The 22,394-nt window shown below is 37.2% G+C and carries 21 protein-coding genes; all 21 read right to left on the reverse strand.

Going from position 1 to position 22,394, the window contains the following annotated elements; genetic code table 11:
- Nucleotides 1-165: 165 nt before the first annotated feature.
- The gene (locus UFO1_RS11035; RefSeq protein WP_038670774.1) at nt 166-1,086 is read right to left on the reverse strand and encodes a bifunctional riboflavin kinase/FAD synthetase; all 921 of its coding nucleotides are present in this window, start codon (nt 1,084-1,086) and stop codon (nt 166-168) included.
- An 86-nt stretch (nt 1,087-1,172) separates the two neighbouring features.
- Nucleotides 1,173-2,048, reverse strand: a complete 876-nt coding sequence (gene truB / locus UFO1_RS11040; protein WP_038670776.1) for a tRNA pseudouridine(55) synthase TruB — start codon at nt 2,046-2,048, stop codon at nt 1,173-1,175.
- Nucleotides 2,045-2,998, reverse strand: coding sequence for a bifunctional oligoribonuclease/PAP phosphatase NrnA (locus UFO1_RS11045; protein ID WP_038670778.1), 954 nt, complete (start codon nt 2,996-2,998; stop codon nt 2,045-2,047). Before UFO1_RS11045 ends, truB begins: the two co-directional genes overlap by 4 nt.
- Nucleotides 2,999-3,001: 3 nt before the next feature.
- Complete coding sequence (rbfA, locus tag UFO1_RS11050; RefSeq protein ID WP_038670780.1) at nt 3,002-3,358, reverse strand: 30S ribosome-binding factor RbfA; 357 nt, start codon at nt 3,356-3,358, stop codon at nt 3,002-3,004.
- A gap of 20 nt (nt 3,359-3,378) precedes the next feature.
- The gene (gene infB / locus UFO1_RS11055; RefSeq protein WP_038670783.1) at nt 3,379-5,904 is read right to left on the reverse strand and encodes a translation initiation factor IF-2; all 2,526 of its coding nucleotides are present in this window, start codon (nt 5,902-5,904) and stop codon (nt 3,379-3,381) included.
- Nucleotides 5,905-5,945: 41 nt separating this feature from the next.
- On the reverse strand, nt 5,946-6,227 hold the full coding sequence (locus UFO1_RS11060) for a ribosomal L7Ae/L30e/S12e/Gadd45 family protein (RefSeq protein ID WP_236639384.1): 282 nt from the start codon (nt 6,225-6,227) through the stop codon (nt 5,946-5,948).
- A gap of 23 nt (nt 6,228-6,250) precedes the next feature.
- Entirely contained in the window at nt 6,251-6,517 is a 267-nt protein-coding gene (rnpM, locus tag UFO1_RS11065; RefSeq protein WP_038670786.1) for an RNase P modulator RnpM, read from the reverse strand.
- 9 nt (nt 6,518-6,526) lie between these two features.
- Nucleotides 6,527-7,564, reverse strand: coding sequence for a transcription termination factor NusA (gene nusA, locus UFO1_RS11070; RefSeq protein WP_038670788.1), 1,038 nt, complete (start codon nt 7,562-7,564; stop codon nt 6,527-6,529).
- 27 nt (nt 7,565-7,591) lie between these two features.
- Nucleotides 7,592-8,050, reverse strand: coding sequence for a ribosome maturation factor RimP (rimP, locus tag UFO1_RS11075; protein WP_038670789.1), 459 nt, complete (start codon nt 8,048-8,050; stop codon nt 7,592-7,594).
- 251 nt (nt 8,051-8,301) lie between these two features.
- Entirely contained in the window at nt 8,302-11,970 is a 3,669-nt protein-coding gene (locus tag UFO1_RS11080; protein ID WP_038670791.1) for a PolC-type DNA polymerase III, read from the reverse strand.
- 248 nt (nt 11,971-12,218) lie between these two features.
- Entirely contained in the window at nt 12,219-12,839 is a 621-nt protein-coding gene (gene cobC / locus UFO1_RS11085; protein WP_038670793.1) for an alpha-ribazole phosphatase, read from the reverse strand.
- On the reverse strand, nt 12,836-13,936 hold the full coding sequence (gene cobD, locus UFO1_RS11090) for a threonine-phosphate decarboxylase CobD (RefSeq protein ID WP_038670795.1): 1,101 nt from the start codon (nt 13,934-13,936) through the stop codon (nt 12,836-12,838). Before cobD ends, cobC begins: the two co-directional genes overlap by 4 nt.
- On the reverse strand, nt 13,914-14,813 hold the full coding sequence (locus UFO1_RS11095) for a GHMP kinase (protein ID WP_038670796.1): 900 nt from the start codon (nt 14,811-14,813) through the stop codon (nt 13,914-13,916). Before UFO1_RS11095 ends, cobD begins: the two co-directional genes overlap by 23 nt.
- A 156-nt stretch (nt 14,814-14,969) precedes the next feature.
- Nucleotides 14,970-15,716, reverse strand: a complete 747-nt coding sequence (gene cobS / locus UFO1_RS11100) for an adenosylcobinamide-GDP ribazoletransferase (protein ID WP_038670798.1) — start codon at nt 15,714-15,716, stop codon at nt 14,970-14,972.
- A gap of 71 nt (nt 15,717-15,787) precedes the next feature.
- Nucleotides 15,788-16,738: an adenosylcobinamide-phosphate synthase CbiB gene (cbiB, locus tag UFO1_RS11105; protein ID WP_038670800.1), complete on the reverse strand. Its 951-nt coding sequence runs from the start codon at nt 16,736-16,738 to the stop codon at nt 15,788-15,790.
- Nucleotides 16,738-18,258, reverse strand: coding sequence for a cobyric acid synthase (locus tag UFO1_RS11110; protein WP_038670803.1), 1,521 nt, complete (start codon nt 18,256-18,258; stop codon nt 16,738-16,740). Before UFO1_RS11110 ends, cbiB begins: the two co-directional genes overlap by 1 nt.
- The gene (gene cobU, locus UFO1_RS11115; RefSeq protein ID WP_038670805.1) at nt 18,251-18,832 is read right to left on the reverse strand and encodes a bifunctional adenosylcobinamide kinase/adenosylcobinamide-phosphate guanylyltransferase; all 582 of its coding nucleotides are present in this window, start codon (nt 18,830-18,832) and stop codon (nt 18,251-18,253) included. The genes UFO1_RS11110 and cobU overlap by 8 nt, the downstream gene beginning before the upstream one ends.
- A gap of 24 nt (nt 18,833-18,856) precedes the next feature.
- A complete protein-coding gene (locus UFO1_RS11120; protein WP_038670808.1) occupies nt 18,857-20,248 on the reverse strand; it encodes a cobyrinate a,c-diamide synthase in 1,392 nt (463 codons plus the stop codon).
- 55 nt (nt 20,249-20,303) lie between these two features.
- Entirely contained in the window at nt 20,304-20,930 is a 627-nt protein-coding gene (locus UFO1_RS11125) for a precorrin-8X methylmutase (RefSeq protein WP_038670809.1), read from the reverse strand.
- Nucleotides 20,930-21,688, reverse strand: a complete 759-nt coding sequence (gene cobK / locus UFO1_RS11130) for a precorrin-6A reductase (protein ID WP_038670811.1) — start codon at nt 21,686-21,688, stop codon at nt 20,930-20,932. Before cobK ends, UFO1_RS11125 begins: the two co-directional genes overlap by 1 nt.
- A complete protein-coding gene (cobJ, locus tag UFO1_RS11135; RefSeq protein WP_038670813.1) occupies nt 21,685-22,383 on the reverse strand; it encodes a precorrin-3B C(17)-methyltransferase in 699 nt (232 codons plus the stop codon). Before cobJ ends, cobK begins: the two co-directional genes overlap by 4 nt.
- Nucleotides 22,384-22,394: the final 11 nt, after the last annotated feature.

Consider the following 22,394-nt stretch of genomic DNA (forward strand, 5'->3'; position numbering starts at 1 on the left):
TGGTCACCTCCTTATACATTATCCCCACTAGCCAAGACAATCGTTGGAGAATCGAACATCCTCGCTATGGTTATTTGTCAATCAATGATTAGTCATCATTCACCAACAGAACATACTATATCACAAATAATGAAGATTGTAAATGATAGTATTTTCTTGGAGAAATTAAGAATAATACTTTTGAGCAACAATTATGTCTTGTGATATCTGCATTTTAAGATCCTCTGCATTAGAAAAGGTAAATTCATTACGGAGATGTTTTAGAAATCGTATAGTAACTATTTCGCCATATAAATCACCAGAAAAATCAAGAATATGGACTTCAATGCGGTGATCCTTATCTTTGAAAGTAGGATTGGTACCAACATTTGCAATTCCGTTATATTGAATTTTATCTATAGTGAGCTGAACAGCATATACTCCATTATGAGGTACGATTAAACCAGGAGCAACATTCAGATTAATGGTTGGATATCCTAATAATCGGCCACGTTTTGCACCATGGACGACAATACCGTTTACCGTTACTGGCCTACCTAGAAGATGTGCAGCCTGATCAACCTTACCCATTGCTATCATTTGACGAATTAGCGTACTACTAACCATAACATTATCTACATAAACTGTTGGATTGATCTCTGTTTTAAATCCGTATTGTGATCCTACCTGCTGCAAAAGTTCTGGTGTTCCACCACGTTTATAGCCAAAAAAATAGTTTGGACCAATTAAAATATGTTTAGGATCTAAATTTTCGACTAATAGAGTAATAAACTGTGTAGCTGTTAATTGTAGAAAACTTGCTGTAAAAGGTATATTTAATAAAACATCTACACCTAGGTTTTGAATTAACTCAGCTTTATGATTCTGCGTGATTATTTGCAAGGGGCACCGTTGGGGAGCAATTACAGACAAAGGATGATTGCTAAAAGTAAATACCACACTTGTACCATGTAGTTGTTTGGCCAACTCTACAGAACGTGAAATTACTTTTTGATGGCCAATATGCACGCCATCAAAAGTCCCTAATGCAACGGTGATATTAGAGTATTGACTTTTTATATTTTTTAGATGAGTTAATATTTCCATATTTTCCACCACACAATAACAATAATTATATCAGAAAATCTATCCATGGAAGTCATAGTGATTTCCATAGATAGATTTCATGTACTTTATTCTAAATTGATTACTTTCACAGGAGTAATCACAGCAGTAGTATTTAATTGTCCGATACCAATAAATTGGGTTTCTTGCTCGTAAAGCCTTATTAACCCTTGAAAAGGCTCTTTAAAAGTATGGTTGATGATGCTTTGGCCATATTTAAAGGCTTGTGCCATTTCCGGTGTTAACGTCAATTTGGGCATGTATTCTATGGCGTAATCAAGTGGCAATAGTGCCTGCGCGGGATTCAACCCAATTTCCTCTAAAGAAAAGGCCTTGTCTAAAGAAAAGCATCCTACATGAGTACGAACTAAAAACGACATAACAACAGGACAATTTATTTTTTGTCCTATATCGATGCATAAGGAACGTATATAGGTTCCTTTAGAACACGTTACATCAAATAAGATATGCGTTGTATCAACATGCAGCAGTGTTATATCATGAATCGTAATAGTTCTTGGCTGGCGTTCTATTGTAATGCCAGCTCGTGCCAATTCATATAGTTTTTTTCCTTGGACTTTTATCGCCGAATACATGGGAGGAACTTGCTCATTAGTACCAATAAATGATGCTAACACTTTTTCAATTTCTGCTTTACTAGGCATAGAACATGCCTCACGATTAACAATAGTACCAGTATCGTCTCCAGTATCTGTTTCATAACCGATTGTAAGCTCAACTCGGTAACCCTTATCCGTATCTGTCATATATTCAAGTAAACGTGTGGCAGCTCCGAGTGCAACAGGCAATACGCCTGCTGCTGCTGGGTCTAATGTACCAGCATGGCCTACACGTTTAAGATGATAAGTTCTACGAACGAAGGAAACTACATCATGAGAGGTCATGCCTGGAGGCTTTAATATGTTAATCAAACCATTACTCATAATGTTTTCCCGGCTAACTGTTTGACAGCAGAGTTAAGTACTTTTATTTTAATGTCCTCAATTTTTCCCACTATAGCGCAACCAGCAGCCCGTGCGTGTCCGCCACCGCCAAAGGACAATGCTAATTTACTAACATCAACTGTCTTTGAACGGAAGCTAATTCTGATAGTGCCCTCATTCATAACTTTAAACATGATTGCAATTTCTACGCCCTCAATAATACGTGGGTAATTTATAAATCCCTCTGTACTATCTAAAGTATCTAGGGTATCAGGCGACACCGTGATGGTAGCAATTTTCCCATGATGATGAAGCTCAAGCGTTTCTAAGACTTTAGCTAGTGTTAGAATACTCTCAAGAGGTTTGGTTTCCATATATTCTGATATTGCATTTGGTTTTGCGCCAAATTCAATTAAATCAGCAGCATATCGCATGGTTTGAACAGAGGTATTGGCATAACGGAAAAAACCGCAGTCAGTAGCTATAGCAGTATACAAGCAGGTTGCTATAGTAGGAGTAATCTTCGCATTTAATAACTTAAGTAGCTCGAAAATTATTTCTCCTGTGGCTGCTGACTTGCTATTAATATACCAATAATCTGCAAACTTAGTATTTGATATATGATGATCAATGTTCAAAATAGGGGCATTAACATGTTCTTTTACTTTACCTATGCGCTCAATATCACTCGCATCAAGCACAATTAGTAAATCCGCACTAATTACCTTTGTTGTTGGTTTGCCAATGGTCTCATGCTCAGGAAGAAATTTATATAAAGCTGGTACTTCATCATCAAGTATCATTTTTACACTTTTTCCCCGTGAAGCAAGATATTCATTTAGTGCCAACATAGAACCCAAACAGTCACCGTCGGGATGAACATGGGCAGTAAGTATAACCGTGCTCACGTTTTGTAAAAGGTCAGCAACCTGTTTTAATGAAAAGTTCATAGTTTAGTGACTGCCTTCTTCCTGTTTAATTTTAATTAATAATTCTTGGATGTGAGCACTATAATTTAACGATTCATCAATATGCAACGATAATTCGGGAGTTATTCTCATTCGTATGCGCTTGCCTATTTCGCTGCGCATATATCCTAAAGCACTTTGTAAGCCTTTCCAGGTCTCGGCCTTTTGCTCATCATTCCCCATTAAGCTTACATAAATCTTTGCACTACGCAAATCAGCTGTTGCTTCTACTTGGGTAATAGTTGCAAAACCAACACGTGGATCTTTAAGCTCAGTTAAAATAATTTTGCTAATTTCTTGTTTAATAAACTCCTGGACTTTTTCAACACGGAGTTGCCCCATCTATATACGCCGCCTTTTATTTAACCTTTAGGTTTTATTTCTTCCATTGTGAAAGCTTCAATTACATCGCCTTCTTTAAGATCACGGAATTTATCAACAGTAATACCACATTCATAACCTGCAGCAACTTCTTTTACGTCATCTTTAAAACGTCGTAATGATTCTAACTCACCTTCATGTATTACGATACCATTACGGATTACACGTACTTGGGAGGAGTTGAGTATTTTTCCTTCTAAGACATAAGCTCCTGCAATAACAACCTTTGATATTGTAAACAGTTGACGTATTTCTACGCGGCCTTGAATTACTTCTTTAAATTCTGGCGCCAACATGCCTGTCATAGCAGCTTCTACATCATGTAATGCTTCATAAATAACACGATACAGTCTGATATCAATTTTCTCAGACTCACCAGCTTTGCGTGCATTACCATCAGGACGAACATTAAATCCTATGATTAAGGCGTTGGAAGCAGAGGCCAACATTACATCAGATTCATTAATAGCACCAACTCCAGCGTGTACAATGCTTACTCTTACTTCCTTGTTATTAGCATTTAAGGCTAATAAAGATTGGCGTAACGCTTCAACAGAGCCCTGAACATCAGCTTTAATAACAATATTCAAATCCTGAATATTCCCATCTTGGATTTGTTTAAATAAATCATCTAAGGAAACTTTTTGAGATTGCATTAACTCATCAGTACGTCTTTTAGCAATACGTTTTTCTGCTACAGCTCTTGCTATTTTTTCATCTACAGCGACAAGAACATCACCTGCTTGTGGTACATCGGCCAAGCCAAGTACCTCTACAGGAGTAGATGGTTCCGCTTTTTTCACTTTTTCACCACGATCATTGACCATAGCTCGAACTTTACCATAGGCAATACCAGCAATAATAGTATCACCAATATGCAGAGTTCCTTTTTGCACTAAAACAGTAGCTACAGGGCCTCTTCCTTTATCAAGCTTTGCTTCAATAATAGTGCCATAAGCTTGGCGGTTCGGATTAGCCTTAATTTCTTGCATTTCTGCTACGAGCAATACCATTTCTAAAAGTTCATTAATACCAGTTTTTTGTTGAGCAGAAACTGGTACCATAATAGCATCTCCACCCCAGTCTTCAGAAACAAGACCGTAGTCAGATAATTGCTGTTTAATTCTATCAGGGTTCGCTCCGGGGCGATCCATTTTATTAATAGCTACAATGATAGGGACGTTAGCAGATTTAGCATGATTGATAGCTTCAATCGTTTGTGGCATAACTCCATCATCGGCTGCTACAACTAAAATTGCAATATCAGTAACTTGAGCACCTCGAGCTCGCATAGCTGTGAAGGCTTCATGACCAGGTGTGTCAAGAAAAACGATCTTTTTCCCTTGACAAGTAACCTTATAGGCACCGATGTGTTGCGTGATCCCACCAGCTTCTTGGGAAGTTACATGAGTTTGTCTGATTGAATCTAATAAAGAAGTCTTGCCATGATCAACATGTCCCATAACAGTGACAACTGGCGGTCTATGCACAAGACTAGCAGGATCATCTTCAATCTCCGCGATTTCAGTAGGATCTTCTTCAGGTGGTAGTTCTTGTACAGCAACACCAAATTCTGTAGCAAGCAGCGAGGCAGTTTCAAAATCAAGATCTTGGTTTATGGTAGCCATAACTCCAAGCATCATAAGCTTTTTAATGACTTCACCGACTTCGCGACATAGTTTGCTAGCCAATTCTTTTACAGTAATTGACTCGCCTAATTTAACACTTTTTGGTTTCGGTGGTTCAACTTTAACAGTAGGGGCTGCGTTACGAGGTTGAAATCCGCGATTTTGTTGTGGCTTTTTATTAAAGTTCCCTGCGCCTTGGTTTCTTGAGCCATTATTATTTGCGGGACGATTGTTATTCGATTGGAAACGGTTAGGAGGAGCAGCAGGTCTAGAGTGAACGGAAGGTTGTTGCGTTCCTGCATTTCGGGGTTGTAAAATTTGTGTATTTGGGGAATTCTGCTGCATTGGACGTTGTGGGTTTTGGTGCACAGGACGTTGCGAATTTTGTTGTGCAGGACGTTGTTGATTTTGAAATGGAGTTTGCGTAGGGCGTTGTGGGTTTTGGGAATTTTGCTGCATTGGACGCTGTGTATTTTGTTGTGGTCTATTTAGATTGTTATTGTTTTGATTGGGTTGATTCTGCATAGGACGTTGTTGTTGATTTTGGAAAGAACGTTGGTCGCCTCTATTGACAAAGGATTGTTGCCTATCATTTGCAGGACGGCTCTCTTGTTTGATCGGCTGTTGAGTCTGTACCCTTGGTTTGTTTTCGATACGTTCTGTATTTTGTTGGGATTGAATTGCATTATTTTGTGGTACTGTTGAAGGTGTAGTAGTTATTTTATGAGCAAATGTTCTTGTAATAAGGTTTTTGGCATCATCATCCACACTACTCATATGATTTTTTGCTTCCATATTATTTCTTACTAAAATATCAATTATAACCTTACTCGTTGTGTTAAAATCTTTGGCTAATTCATATATTCTATATTTGGACATTCATCTACCCCCATTTTCTATCTCTCTCGTAATAATACCAGCTAACTACTAAGTAACTTTTTGACCGTATTACTAAAACCACTATCTGTTAACGCTAACGCTGCACGGTACACCTTGCCGATACAATGCCCCAATTGATCTTTTGAAAAAGTTTCATAAATCTCGACATTATAATAGGCAGCCATATCACGATAGCCTTTTTTTGTGGATTCAGAACAATCTGTGGCAATGATAAGAAGTTTAGCGTTACCTGACTTAACTGCTTTTTCAACGGACAATTCGCCTGAAACTATTTTTCCAGCTTTTTGTGCTAGACCTAACATTGAAATTATTTTATCTTCTTTTATCATATTATAATACCAGATCTTAATTGTTCATAGATCTGAGGATCAACGACCCTTTTTAACGCTCGTTCTAATCTTTTCTCTTTAAATGCCTTTAACAAACATTGTTCATTAGAGCAAAGATATGCACCCCGTCCTGACTTTTTACCTGTAGTATCTAAAATAACTTCATTATCAGGTGTGCGGACGACACGTAACAGCTCTTTCTTGTTTTTCATTTCTTGGCAACCAACACACATACGCTGAGGAGTTTTTTTCTGTATAACCATAAAATCCTCCTAGGAATTAACTTGAGATTCGCTTTTAATATCAATTTTCCAACCGGTTAGTTTTGCTGCTAGACGAGCATTCTGACCTTCTTTGCCGATTGCTAAGGACAATTGATAATCTGGCACTACCACTCGTGAAATCTTTTCTACTTCATTAATTTCTACACTGACTACTTTAGCGGGGCTCAATGCATTGGCAATGTATTTGGCTGGATCCGTATTCCATTTTACAATATCTACTTTTTCGCCCTTTAGTTCATTGACAATCGACTGCACTCGCATACCTTTATGTCCAACACAAGCACCTACTGGATCGACATTTTCGTCCCGTGAGTAAACTGCAAATTTGGAGCGTAAACCTGGTTCTCTAGCTACCGATTTTATTTCAACAACCCCATCATGAATTTCTGGGACTTCTAATTCAAATAAGCGTTTCAATAGACCAGGATGGGTACGGGATACTAAAATTTGTGGTCCTTTTGTGGTCTTTTTCACTTCAATTATATATGTTTTTAGTCGATCACCATGTTTATAAACTTCCCCGGCAATTTGTTCAGAAGGTGCTAAGATGGCTTCCGCTTTGCCAAGATCGATATACACGTTCTTTTGTTCAATGCGTTGCACAATACCAGTGAGGATATCACTTTCGCGGTTTGAAAATTCATCATAAATTATACCGCGCTCCGCTTCTCGAATACGTTGCACTACTACTTGTTTTGCTGTTTGGGCTGCAATTCGGCCGAAATTTTTGGGTGTAACCTCTATTTCAACAATATCCTCTAAATCATAACGTACGTCTAATAGACGAGCTTCATTTAAATCTATTTCTAGTCGTGCATCTGTTACTACATCTACTACAGTTTTTCTCGCATATACATGAATTTCACCTGTTGTACGTTCTAACGACACTCTTACATTTTGAGCTGAGCTAAAATTTCGTTTGTAAGCTGAGATAAGTGCTGCTTCAATTGCCTCAAACAATATTTCAGGAGCAATCCCCTTTTCCTTGCCTAGTTGTTCAAAAGCTTGCATGAATTCTGCGTTCACTTAAATTCCTCCTATTCAATTTTTATATTAAAAGTCAACATATAACCTAACTTGAGACGTTTGATTGCGTGGAATCTTAAGTTCAGTGCCATCTACATCAATACTGATTTCACCGTTACTTAAGTTGTTTAATGTACCTACAATACTTTTTTTCCCATTGATTGGCGTAAATGTGGTGATTTCAATTTTATCACCAACATGGCGAACAAAATCTCGATCTTTTCGTAATGCACGATCAAGCCCAGGTGAAGAAACTTCTAAATAATAGCTTTCCTTAATCGGGTCAAGTTCTTCAAGTTTAGCTTCTAGCCGTTCACTTACCCAATGACAGTCTTCAATTTCAATACCGCCTTCTTTATCTAAAAAGATGCGTAAATACCATTCACGTTCCTTGATATATTCCACATCTACCAATTCAATTACGCTTTCAGCAACGATCTCTTGAACAAGCTTCTCTACTAAATTTTCAATGTGCTCTTTCGACATAAAATCCTCCTACCTACGTATATTTCTCTACCACCTTAGTGTTGCTAATAATATGTATGCTTATACCCTATATTTGGTAGGATAAAATAGCCACTAAGCTGAAAGAGTGGGTATTATACCCACTCCTTCGGCGCTAAAAAAACAATTATACTATCAATTAGTATATCACTACCTACTTGCATTTACAATAAGAATTTAGTAAAAGTTAATGGATTTATAACAATTCATTAACTTTTACTATGTCTTTTGTGTTAAGCAAACAGCATCATTTGATCGGATTCTGGTAAATCACCAAGACAACCATGTGTCTTTAAAATATCAACCACTGTTTTTGATATATGGGCCCTATTTCTTAAATCGTCTAAAGAAGAAAAAGGATTGCCGCCACGGGTTAACACAATATTATGAGCAGCATTTTCCCCTACCCCTTGTAAGGAAGATAAGGGCGGTAATAATCCATTATCAACAACTAAGAATTTAGTTGCATCTGATTTATATAAATCTACTCTTTGGAAGGTAAATCCCCGCAAATACATCTCTAAAGCCATTTCAACAATTGTAAGTAATCCTTTTTCCTTGGCTGTTATATTATTACCTTTTGCCTCAAACTCTGCCAATTTATTACGTAAGGCAACTTGCCCTTGCAAAACAAGTTCAGCGTCAAAATCAGTACCTCTTACCGTGAAATAGGCGGCATAAAAGGCTACTGGGTGATGTACTTTACAGTAAGCGATGCGAAAAGCCATCATAACGTAAGCCACGGCATGGGCTTTTGGAAACATATACTTAATTTTTTGACAAGATTCAATATACCACTCAGGCACATTTTTTTCCTTTAATTTTGCTACATCTTCTGGTTTTACGCCTTTTCCTTTGCGAACGCCTTCCATAATTTTAAAGGCTAATTGTGGCTCGACCCCTTTTTGTATAAGATATACCATAATGTCATCACGGGCAGAAATGGCTTCGGATAACTTTGCCGTACCAGCTTTAATTAAGTCTTGTGCATTATTGAGCCACACATCAGTACCATGGGAAAAACCACTGATTCTTACTAATTCACTAAATGTTTTTGGTTTTGTATCTTCTAACATTTGTCTAACAAATTTGGTTCCAAATTCTGGGATGCCAAATGTACCAACAGTGCTACCTAATTGGTCAGGCGTTAAGTTTAACGCTGTTGTTGTGGAAAATAAGCTCATGGTTTCTGGGTCATCCAAGGAAATAGTTTTGGCATCAATTTCCGTTAAATCTTCTAGCATACGAATTACAGTTGGATCATCATGACCAAGGATATCAAGTTTAACTAGTCGACTACTAATGGAATGATAGTCAAAATGAGTAGTGATTGTACCTGAACTTTTGTCATCAGCAGGATGCTGAATTGGTGTAAAGTGATGTACATCCATATCTCTTGGCACAACCATAATACCACCTGGATGTTGGCCTGTTGTTCTTTTTACTCCAGTGCAACCACTAATTAACGCATTAATATAAGCGTTACGTGGTGTGATTCCTTTGTCAGTAAAATAATTTTTTACATATCCATAGGCTGTTTTATCAGCTACAGTAGCAATCGTTCCTGCTCGGAATACATTATCTTTGCCAAATAGTTCCTCGGTATATTTATGGGCAGTCGGTTGATAATGACCGGAAAAATTTAAATCGATATCAGGAACTTTGTCACCATGAAATCCCATAAAAACAGCAAAGGGAATATCATGGCCATTTTTGATGGTTTTAGAATTACATTGTGGACATTGTTTATCAGGTAAGTCAAAACCACCACCGTAACTACCATCGGTTACAAATTCACTAAATTTACATTTAGGACAACTCCAATGAGGTGGCAATGGATTAACCTCTGTTATATCTGTCATCGTAGCTACAAAAGAGGATCCGACAGAACCTCGAGAACCTACTAGATAACCATCATCAAGTGATTTTTTTACTAGTTTGTGAGCAATAAGATATAAAACAGCAAAACCATTATTAATAATCGCATCTAACTCGTATTTTAAGCGTTCCGCTACAACCGCAGGTAATGGATTGCCATATATTTGTTCAGCTTTATTATACGACATAGAACGTATTTGATCTTCAGCACCAGGGATTTGCGGTGAGTACAGTTCATCAGGTATTGGTTTAAAATTATCAATAAGTTCATTAATACGTCTTGGGTTTTCTACGACGACTTCATAAGCCTTTTCTTCGCCAAGATACATAAATTCATTCATCATCTCTTCTGTTGTCCGAAAATATAAGGGAGGCTGCTGATCAGCATCGCTAAAACCTTTGCCAGCCATCATAATGCGCCTGTAAACTTCATCTTCGGGATTTAAAAAATGTACATCACAAGTTGCGACTACTAATTTATTAAGTTTGAGGCCTATCTCACAAACCCTACGATTGATTTGCCGTAATCCTTCTTCATTTGCTACCATACCTTCTCTTATTAAAAAGGAGTTATTCCCGATAGGCTGAATTTCTAGATAATCGTAAAAGCTAGCAATTTTAATTAATTCATCCTCATTCTCTCCGCGTAATATCGCCTGAATTAATTCGCCTGCTTCACAAGCCGAGCCTAATAATAAGCCTTCTCGATATTCCATAAGAATCTTACGGGGTACGCGAGGGGTTCGATACAAATATTTTAGGTGGGATAAAGAAACTAATCGATATAAATTTCGTAAACCGATACTGTTTTTGGCTAAAATAATAATGTGACGAGCTTTTTTTACATCATCTTCTATTAAGTAGCCTTCCATGCCATAAATTACTTTTATTCCTGCTTTAACGGCAGCTTCATGAGCTTCAGGAAAAGCCTGTACGACGCCATGATCTGTAATTGCCACTGCTGAGTGGCCCCACTTAGCAGCGGTTTTAATAAGATCTTTTGCCGAGACCATTGCATCCATATTACTCATACGAGTATGGGCATGTAATTCAATTCGTGTTTTAGGAGCATTATCCATTCGACTTATTTGATCTACTCTACACATACTATCAGCATACAACACTAATTCATTACTGTATTTATCAAATTGAACTGTACCTTTGGCTTTTATGGTCATACCTTTTGTCAATGAAGTTGATACCTTGTCAATTTGTTGTTTATCCTTGTCTTCAAAAAATACCTTACCACTAAGACCATCTGTTAAGTCCCCAATATCAAAGGTTAACAGTTGTCGCCCTGAACGCAATTCTCTTAGCTCAAAATTAACAAGCTGCCCTTCTACGATAACATTTCGGGCTTCTTCCTGAATTGTACTCATGGGTACGGGATCTGCTTTAATATTTCTACCAAAAATGACTGGATTATCTACTTTTGTTTCACTAGGCGATTTGTAATCTGATATAGCCTCTAAATATTCGGGTGTTAATAAGTCATCATCAGAAATAATGTTATCTTCAGCAGCAGTTGTAATACATTTAATGGTACAATTACGTCCAAATTCTTCTACCATAAATTTCTGCATACTTTGTACAACTCCATGCGTAGCAAAAATCTCTGCAGCTAAATCACCAATAGTCTCAAGGGTTAAGGTATGTCCATCAAAGCTCCATTTGGCACTTAAAAGTAAATGTTTAATAGAATAAATATTTTTTGAAATGTGTGTTACAAAATCCGTCCAATTATTTGCTAAATAATCTTCTAAAACTTTTACAGTTTGTATGAAATTAACTTTTTTCAAGCCACAATCAGTACAAAACTTTTCTTCAGCCAAGGCGACTATTTGACTGGATAACTTCTGGGGAACTGTAATAAATACATCCCAGGTGTTGGTAGTCGTATGTACCTCAACTTTAGTAACTTTACAAGACTTAACTAATTCTTTGTCTTCTGGCTTAATCGATAGTTGTGTAATAAATGTTAAAAAATTTTCAGGATTATCCGGTATGATACAATAACTATACATTTTCGAAAACCTCTTTCATGACCAGCACAATTAGGATTTTAAATCGTTTTAAGAGACATGATCATCATGTCATATGAAATTATTGGGGTGGAATAGTGTTTTTTCTTATTTTAACATATTTTTATATAATATAGAGACTGTAATTTAAAACCTTTTTTAAGAGAATGTAAAAGAAAGGATACGCCAAAGGACATCAAATCAATCCTTTGGCGTGTTTACTTCTCTATTTTTTTGGTATATCCACTAAACTACTGTTCATCTATGCCGCTTAGATGATGTGAATCATTTACTAAGTCGACCAATATTTGGTTACCATGATATTCAAGTATATTAATAGCTGTGTTATCTTGCTTAATGTTCCAAAGATGATTGAGATGAATATTAAGCGCGGCACACAGTAATGTGCGTATGGTCCCCCCATGGGACACGACGACAATGGTTTGCGCTGGATGTTGTGAGACTAATTTGTCTAACGCAATAGAGGCCCGCTCTTTTACTTCTTTAAAGCTTTCACCGCCGGGAATTTCAACTTCATCGGGATGAGTAAAGAGTGTTGTCATCTGCTCGGTACATTGACTACTAATTTTTTCATAGGTTAACCCTTCCCATTGACCAAAATTAATTTCTCTAAATTCAGGTACCGTTGTCACTTGAAGATTATGTTTGTTAGCAATACATGTTGCTGTTGTTAAGGCACGGCTTAAATCGCTGGCATATACGGCAGAAATTTTTTCATTAGCTAGACGATTTGCTGCTAACCTTGCTTGTTGTAACCCTTTTTCTGTTAATGCAACGTCACAATGCCCTTGGTATTTCATTTCTAAATTCCATAGAGTTTGACCATGACGTACTAAAATAACTTTTGTCATCTGTTACCACCTATAACTTTTTGCAATGCATTTACTAAAAGCGTATTTTGTTCTGGCTTCTTTACTGCTACACGAAAATAGTCGCAGGACAAACCCGGATAATTATCACAATTACGAATTAGGATGTTGTAGGATGTCATAATTTCTACTAATTGTGCCGCTGTAAGAAGAGTTTCTTTACAATTTACCAAAATGAAATTTACTGATGGGAAGTATGGCTTTAGCCCTTTTATCGCTAACAACTTATTATATAAGTCTTTTTTTGCTTCTTGGATATATTCTATACTTGCAGTTTGGTAGCCAGTGTCACCTAAAGCTACGACGCCGGCATTTTGCGCTAACGTGTTGACATTCCAAGGATCTTTTCCTTTATGTAGCAAAAGAGTAAGCGTTGGATTAGCTAGGCTAAAGCCCAACCTTAAACCCGGAATAGCATAGAACTTAGTAAGTGAGTGTAAAATAATAAGATTATCATATTGCGCTAATAAGTTTCGACATGTATATAAAGCAGCATCGGGTAAGAAGTCAATAAAAGATTCATCAACAACTACATACGTATTCTGGGATTTTGCCGTTACGATGAATTGTTCTACTTGTTGAGTTGAAACAAGTGTACCTGTAGGATTATTAGGATTACAAATAAATACAATATCTATATCCACTAGCTGCTTTGCTATGGCATCGAGATCAATTGCAAAACCGTATTTTTCATTAAGATAAAAATATTCAACAGTCGCCCCGCTAGCCCTAGCAGCAGATTCATATTCACTGAAAGTTGGTGCTGTTACTAACACACGTTTTGGAGTTATTATATGACATAAAACATACATAAGCTCAACTGCACCATTACCAATTGCTATTCGCTCACTATCTACATGATAGAACTGACTAATTGCTTGCTTTAGTGCATAAGCCTCGGCATCGGGGTAGTGAATAACAGATTCCAAAGACTCTTCTAAGGATCGCCGGATTTTCACTGACAAACCAAGGGGATTAATATTAGCACTAAAATCTAATATCTCATTAAAAGATCCACCGTTTTTTCGTGTTGTAGCATATAAATTTCCGCCATGTTCAAAAGCATTGTTCCCACTCATGACTGTCACCTTCTTGTTTCATTAATCCGCCAGAAATGAAATTTACAGTATGCAGAAATTTGACACCGGTGCAGCATCTGTTAATTTCTTCAATACAAGCGGGGCAATTGCTTAGTTTATTTGCTGGGAAGAGCACACCAACAACTGTACCACTATGAGCAACATTTACTCCTACAGCTCCCCAGGAAAGACCTATGTCAATTATTTCTTCTAAATGTGGTTTAAATAAAATCTTTTGATTCGCTAATGCGCTAATTGTAGCTCCTTTACCAAGTAGAAAAACATCTTTCTTGGTAAGGCCGTTGATAATTAAATTCATTGCTTGCTTTACTTGCAATTCTTTTGAATGATTTAGTTTTTCTAAATCACTCCGTTGATTAAAATGCAGCGTATCAATTTCGCCGCCTACATCAAAGATTACGATATGCATCGGAATTGCGTGTCCTAAGTATCGGCGAAGGTGTCCCTTTACATGATCAAACAAGATAATACCAGGGTAAAATATACCATCCGTAGGTTCAATTGACAGGGCGATATCTGCTATTTCATCAGGTGATAAAAGTGTACCTCTACTTAAGGCAATACATTGGCATGCAGCACTAATATCAGCACTACTGGAAGCCATGCCTTTGCCTAGTGGTAATTCAGATTTTACGCTAACATGAAAACCATCATTAGGGATTTTTAAAAACTGAAGTGTTTTGGTGATGGCAGTTGCGACCTTATTTCCAATTGATACAATACCAATATCTTTATTAGGCATTACCGTTACCTTTGAGTATAAATCAATAGGACAAGTAATTAAAAAACTTTTTCCATTGATTGTACCTTGTGCTAATTCGCCACATGAACCAGGGGCTTTGACGGTTACCCTCATACAAGTGTTCTCCATACGTTATTATTTATATAAATTAATAAAATTTCGCTGAATTCTTTAAGGCTAACTATCTTTACAACAACTATATCTTCCGCTATATTATTTGTCAACCTGACTAAAATGGACTATTTAGAAGGATTAAAGTGGAATTTGCCTTTAATATAAGAAGATGATTAATACCATTATTTCGGAGAGTTCACTAATTGCGCCGTATACATCTCCTGTTAAACCACCTATAATATTTTTAACATAATTGGAAAAAATCATAGTGATCATAATAATACTTGCTAGGCTTACAATTGCTTGTTTGCCTAAGGGGACTACCAATAGTAAGGTGAGAAGGAAAGCAATATAGAGGGTGTTTTTGTCCGCATATAAGGCAAAGGCTTTGCCGATACCATCAAGGCGAGCATAGGAAAACATAGTAATTCCTATGACCATAGCAAATCGTCCTAATAATGGCATAATAAATAAAGCAGTAGGAATTCCTAGTGGAGAAATATCCATTAACAGTGACCACTTTAGAATAACAAGTAAAACAAAAGCGACAACACCATTTGCTCCGACTCTACTGTCTTTCATTATTTCTAACATTCTATCTTTTGAACGACCAGAGAATATACCATCCATGGTATCCATAAAACCATCACAATGTAATCCACCTGTGAGAATAATATTAGCAATAATTAGAATGATTGCTAATACATGTGGTGGCATATACATACCCATATGTGGCAAAAATTCTGTAAGAAAATGGTTTATAAGTACTAATAAAATCCCGAGAATAGCACCTACTAAGGGAAAATACTTCACACTTCGACCGAAACTTTCAGATGACCACTCTGTTTGTTTGATTATATAAATACGAGTTAAAAATTGTAATCCTGTTAAAAAATTCTTCATTATTAATGTAGCGTATACTTACGCTAACCTCCAAATTGTCATTTCTAAGAGCGTTTCTATTTTTGTTTGAATTATCTCCCTACACCCCAAAAGAGGAATAAGGCTATAATAAAAAGGGCAGTTACCGTGTACATAATATAAATCGTCTGTTTAATATGCATGGGATTTAATATAGTATGTACTTCTCCCATATAAGCACGCTCAGAAGCAATTCCACCATAATAATTTAAACCACCCAAACGGACACCCAAGGCACCGGCTACGCCAGCTTCTGAAAAGCCGCTATTAGGGCTAGGATGTTTGGCTGCATCCCGCCAAATTGCACTAGCTGCGCCAATAAAACGGAAGCGTAGCAGAATTGTAGATACTAGTATCAATATGGCTGTGAAACGGGCGGGAATATAGTTAAATACATCATCGACACGAGCCGCAATCATACCAAAGTCTTGGTATTTTTCGTTTTTATAACCAACCATAGAATCAAGTGTATTCACAGCTCGATATAAGAATGCCAGTGGCAGGCCACCGATTGCAAAATAAAATAGCGGAGAAATAATACCATCCACAATGTTTTCTGCAATTGTTTCTACCGTTGCTCTAGTTATCTCGGTAACATCTAGTTTATCTGTATCTCGACCAACAATCCAGCCTACTTTATATCTTGCTTGTTGCATATTACCTAATAGTAAATACTGATAGATTTCATTACCTGCCTTGGCCAAACTATTAGGAGAAATAGTAAAGCTTAGTAGTAGGGCTCCCCCTAAAAATTCGGCCCAAGGATGAACAGCCGCTAATAAGTGTAATATCCACCAAGTAATACTGTAAGTTACTGCTAATACTATAACTACCAATAGCATACCGTATAATTTTTTCAAATTAGACGAATGCTTAAAATTTAATAACTTTTTTTCCAAAAAAGTTATTAAATTACCAATCATTACTACAGGGTGCATAGAGGTTCGAGGATCGCCTAGAAAGGTATCAATTAAGATGGCAACTAAGGGGATATATTGATCCATTACTTTGCACCTAGAATTGTATAAAGTAGATCCATATTGAGGCTATTCCTCACAGTCTCTGCCAAACGATTGTAACTGTTTTCCTTACGAGTGTGAGTATCATTCACTGTCTCTATAGGAGCTAGACCTTTACGTACTCTTAAGGCATTCAGTATACTGCGACGATAGACATCATTATCAAAGATGCCATGAATATAGGTACCCATGACTAAACCATCAGAACGTACCACCCCATCAGCAGAATCGGAGAGTTGATTAGAGCGACTAGTAATTGTAAAAGCATGTTCCGCAGTTTGTAAGAATTCTGTTTGTCCCATGTGAATTTCATAGCCGATTAGATTCTCATAGGTAAGATTCAATCCTAAAAATCCATTATTTGAACAATTAGCAGTTACTTGATGGGTTATTTTATTCGGTGTAAAGGTAGTCGCAATATCAAGTAAACCAAGCCCAGAAATAGTATCCAAATTAGATTCTGTATGGTCCGGATCTGATATTTGTTTTCCTAGCATTTGATAACCACCGCAAATACCAATAAGAGGTGTCCCGGAGTTTACTAGTTTAATAATTTGTTCTTCAAACCCTTGCTGACGTAGGTACAATAAATCTTCAATTGTATTTTTACTTCCAGGTAAGAGTATTAAATCGGGCTTGCCAATTGATTCGCCTTGTTGAATATAACGAACTGTTACATCTGTTTCATTAGCAAAAGCATCAAAATCTGTGAAATTCGATATTTTAGGCGTTCTAATGACCACGATATCAAGTTCACTAAGAGTATTTACCTGTTTATCATCAAGAGAGACCGAATCTTCATCGTCAATGCCTAATTGATCAAGATGTGGTACTACTCCGATTACAGGTTTACCAGTTTTTGTTTCTAAAAAATCCAAAGCTGGCTTTAGCAAGTCGATATCGCCTCGGAATTTATTAATAATAATTCCCTTGATAAGATCTCTTTCATCTGGGTCTAACAATTCTAATGTACCAACAACGGATGCTAATGCTCCTCCCCTGTCAATATCAGCAATTAATAACACAGGCGCGGTTAGCATTTTCGCGATACGCATATTAACAATGTCATTTGCTTTCAAATTAACTTCCGCTGGGCTACCAGCACCTTCAATAACAATGGTATCAAATTCTGCTCCCAGTTTATCCAAGCACTCTTTTATAACACCTAACGCTTGTAAGCTATAACCAGTATGATATTCTTTAGCCGACATATTGCCAATTGGTTTTCCCATTAAAACGACTTGTGAACAAGAGTTACCTGTTGGTTTTAATAAAACAGGATTCATCTCCACGATAGGTTCAAGTCCTGCAGCTTCAGCTTGGGCAACTTGGGCTCTACCCATTTCCCCACCTGTTTTCGTTACATAAGAATTCAAAGCCATATTTTGAGCTTTAAAGGGTACGACTCTTTGTCCATCTTGCAAAAATATGCGGCATAAAGCGGTTGTTAGTATGCTTTTTCCTACATGTGAGCTTGTCCCTTGTAACATTATGGTTTTAGCCATGATGCACCCCTTTCGCAATTTGTGTCGCTATCGTTTTTAGTTCAACAGGTAAACCACTAATCACCAAGTATACTTCATCGGCATTTGCGGCCATCTTTTGATTAACCATACCAGCAATATCACGATACTGTCTGGCCAAAGCATTATCAGGCACAATCCCCATACCTACTTCGTTTGTAACAAATAATACTGTAGCTTGGCTTGCACGTGAACTAATCACTAGCTTTTCAATTTGTTTCATAATATATTGATATGTTTCTTCAGGATTAGTTGGTGTATTTGGTGATAATAATAAGTTACTAGTATATAAGGTTAAACAGTCAAATAAGATAACATTAGCCTGTTTAGCGGCTTCCTGCAGTATTTGGTCAGCATCATATGGTGCTTCAAATGTTTGCCAAGTATCTGGACGACGCTGGCGATGCAATGTTACACGTGTTTGCATTTCTTGGTCATATACTTGGGCGGTAGCAATATAGGCTACTTTATCTGTTTGTGCTGCGGCATATTGTTCAGCAAATAAACTTTTGCCACTTCTGGCTCCACCTGTTATAAGTACGATTTTGCCTTGCATTATATCAATCTCCCAAAGGATATATTATTTTCTTTTTTGCTTAAATAATTTACATGAAGATAGAAAGCGGAGAGCATTCTTTTCGTTACCAGTAAAATGCATATGTAAATAAGAAGCTACTACATTCTCGCTGGCATATCCGCCATTATATACTTCACCAGTACGTGTCTTTTTAAATTCAAAAGCCCAAGGAAAATCTTTTTGATTTTCGTCAATAAGCATTTGTGAAAAATGGAACTCATGCCCTCGCAGGATATCACCAGTATCACACAAAATATTTTCAGTAAGAGCCGTTGCCTCAACATAGCCTACTGTTTGTAACTTAGATTGCATTGAACATGTTGCTGGAATAACTCCCACCATATCATATTTTTGACCTTCAAAATCAACGATTTTTTTTGTCAAATACATAAAGCCACCACATTCAGCATATACTGGCATGCCTTCTTGGCAAGCTTGCTTTATAGATTGCCTCATACTTACATTAATGGCTAATTCATTAGCAAACATTTCTGGAAAACCACCGCCAAATAATAGGCCATCCACTTGCGGAAGCTCATTATCGCTTATAGGACTAAATGGTATAATTTCTGCCCCTAAAGATTTTAAGACATCAAGACTTTCGGGATAATAAAAAGAAAAAGCATCATCTTGCGCGACACCAATACGTAGGTTTAGTGGAGTTTTTGGGGAATTATTGGTTACTTCTTCTAAGCTACACAAGCTAGGGGATGACTGTGCTATTTCAAGAAGTTTGTTAATATCTAGTTGAGAAGAAATTTGTTCTCTTAATTCGCTAATCCTATCAGCAGCATTATGCTCAGTAACTGGCGTTAAACCTAAATGCCTTTCAGGCATATGTAGAGCATCATTTCGATAAATACAGCCTAACACTGGAATACCAATCCGATCTAATGCATCACATATCATACTTTTATGAGTTTGGGATCCTAATCGGTTGATAATAACACCAACTACATTTACTTCTTGATCATACATCTTATAACCTAAAGCGATAGCAGCGGCACTTTCGCCTACTGATCTAGCATCAATAACAAGCACGACTGGTGTTTTGAGTATTTTTGCGATAGCTGCTGTACTGCTAATCCCAGTGCGCCCCCCATCATATAAGCCCATGACTCCTTCAATAATAACAATATCATTACCAGAAGCCGTTTTAGCAAAAATCGGAACCAGCTTGTCTGTAGGTACTAACCAGGTATCCAAGTTATGAGCAACCTTACCGCTCGCTAATTGATGATAGCCAGGGTCAATATAATCAGGACCTACTTTGTAGGATTGTATTGTAAGTCCCTTTTCTTTTAAAACGGCTAAGAGTCCTGTAACAATAGTGGTTTTTCCCACACCGCTGTGAGTACCAGCAATGACGATACGTGGAATATTAATTTGGGACATAATCTCCCTCCTACTAGTACCTTCTTATGGTTTTGCAATTATTTGCACTTAAAAATTATCTTTTATGCATGTATAAAAGAGCATTCGTAATTGCGGCAGCAATTGGACTACCACCTTTATTTCCTCGGACTGTTATGTAAGGCACAGGGCAAGTTTCAGCTAATAAATCTTTTGATTCACTGGCACCAACGAAGCCAACAGGAACTCCAATAATAAGTGCAGGACGAATGTTAGTATCTTTCATCATGTTTAAGACTTCAAATAAAGCAGTAGGTGCATTACCGATGGCAATGATAGAGCCATGCAATCGTTCCCCAAAAGTACGCATAGCTACCATAGATCGAGTGATTCCAAGTTCTTTGGCAGTAGATGCTACTGTTTCATCACCAATGAGACAATGTACTGTTCCGCCATAATCTGCTAAACGGCGTTTATTAATGCCAGTACGAACCATCTCTACATCACAAAAAATATCACATCCTAATTCTAGTGCTTTACATCCTGCAGTAATAGCCTCCGCATGGATTTCAATAACTTTTGAATACTCTGGGTCACCAGCTGCGTGGATAATACGTGAAAATACCTTTATTTCCTCAGGTTTCAAATTCAAACTAGTTAAGTAAGGAGCAATGATTTCCATACTGCGTTCCTCAATAGCCATCGGTTCTGTTATATATTGCATTAGTAGACCTCCCTAATAAATTTAATAACTTCGGTAACATCATAAACTACGTTACTATACTGAATGATAGGTCTATCAATTATGACCAAAGGCAAATGTAATTCCATTGCAGCTGTGATTTTAGTATCACTACCACCAATTTCTCCACTATTTTTAGTGACGATTACTTCTGCTTGATATTCTTCAAATAGGGCCACATTAAGTTCGTGAGAGAAGGGACCTTGTATTGCTACTATATCTCGTGGCGTGAAACCTAACTCTAAGCATTCTGTTAAGACGCTTGGTTCCGGTAGCACACGGGCGATTAATCTGTGTTTCTGCAAAAATGTTGAACTTTTAAATACTCTCAAATGACGACTGCCTGTGGTAAGAAATATAGTTTTACCCAAAGATCCTGCTACTTGCGCTGCTGCTGCATAATCATGAACAATGTGTAAACCATCATAGTTTGGCAATACAGCAAGAGGCCGTTCATATCTGACATAAGCTATCTCTGTAGTTTGGCAAGCTTTCATAGCATTCTCAGAAACATTAATAGCATAAGGATGACTAGCATCTACAATCATATTAATCTTGTTAGTGTGAATCAAGGTAGTAAATCCATTTGCATCAAGGGGACCAGTATGAACTGGCACCCTAAGGTCAATCAACTCTCGGCCATAATCACTAAAAACAGAAGCCATTACTTCGTAATCAGAGTTTATCAATAAGTTAACTAGATCTCGCCCATCCTTTGTTCCGGCAAGGACTAAAATCATAATTTATAACCACGTGGTGTAATCATACGGTTATCTTGTACATAAGTTTGGCTATTTCCGATAATTACAAGAGAAAACATATCAATAAATTCCTTAGTAAATTCATTTAAAGTTGATATCGCCATATTCTCACCTTCACGAGTAGCATGATGCACAATACCTACTGGTGTAGAGGTTTTCCGATGCTTCAATACAATTTCACGTACTTCTCTAATTTGGCTGGTACGGCGTTTGCTCTTAGGATTATATAAAGCGATTACAAAATCAGCTTCTGCAGCCATTTCAACACGTTTTCTAATAACATCCCAAGGTGTTAAGAGATCACTTAAACTAATTACAGCAAAATCATGCATTAATGGTGCTCCTAGAATAGCGGCTGAAGCGCCAACTGCACTAATTCCAGGTATAACATTGACCTCTGGACGAATATCTGAATCATATTTCATTACTAACTCAAGTATAAGACCAGCCATACCATAAATTCCTGGATCTCCACTGGAAATTACTGCTACATTCTTGCCATCGAGTGCCTGATCTACAGCACTTTGGCAACGTTCAATTTCTTGCATCATACCTGTACCAATGATTTTTTTATTAGTTAGTAATTCAGAGACAAGCTCAACGTAAGTATTGTAACCAACAATTACATCGGCATTTTCTATACTTTCTCTAGCTCTAGGACTCATATCAAGCAAACTGCCTGGCC

Source organism: Pelosinus sp. UFO1 (assembly GCF_000725345.1).
Classification (GTDB): Bacteria; Bacillota; Negativicutes; order DSM-13327; family DSM-13327; genus Pelosinus.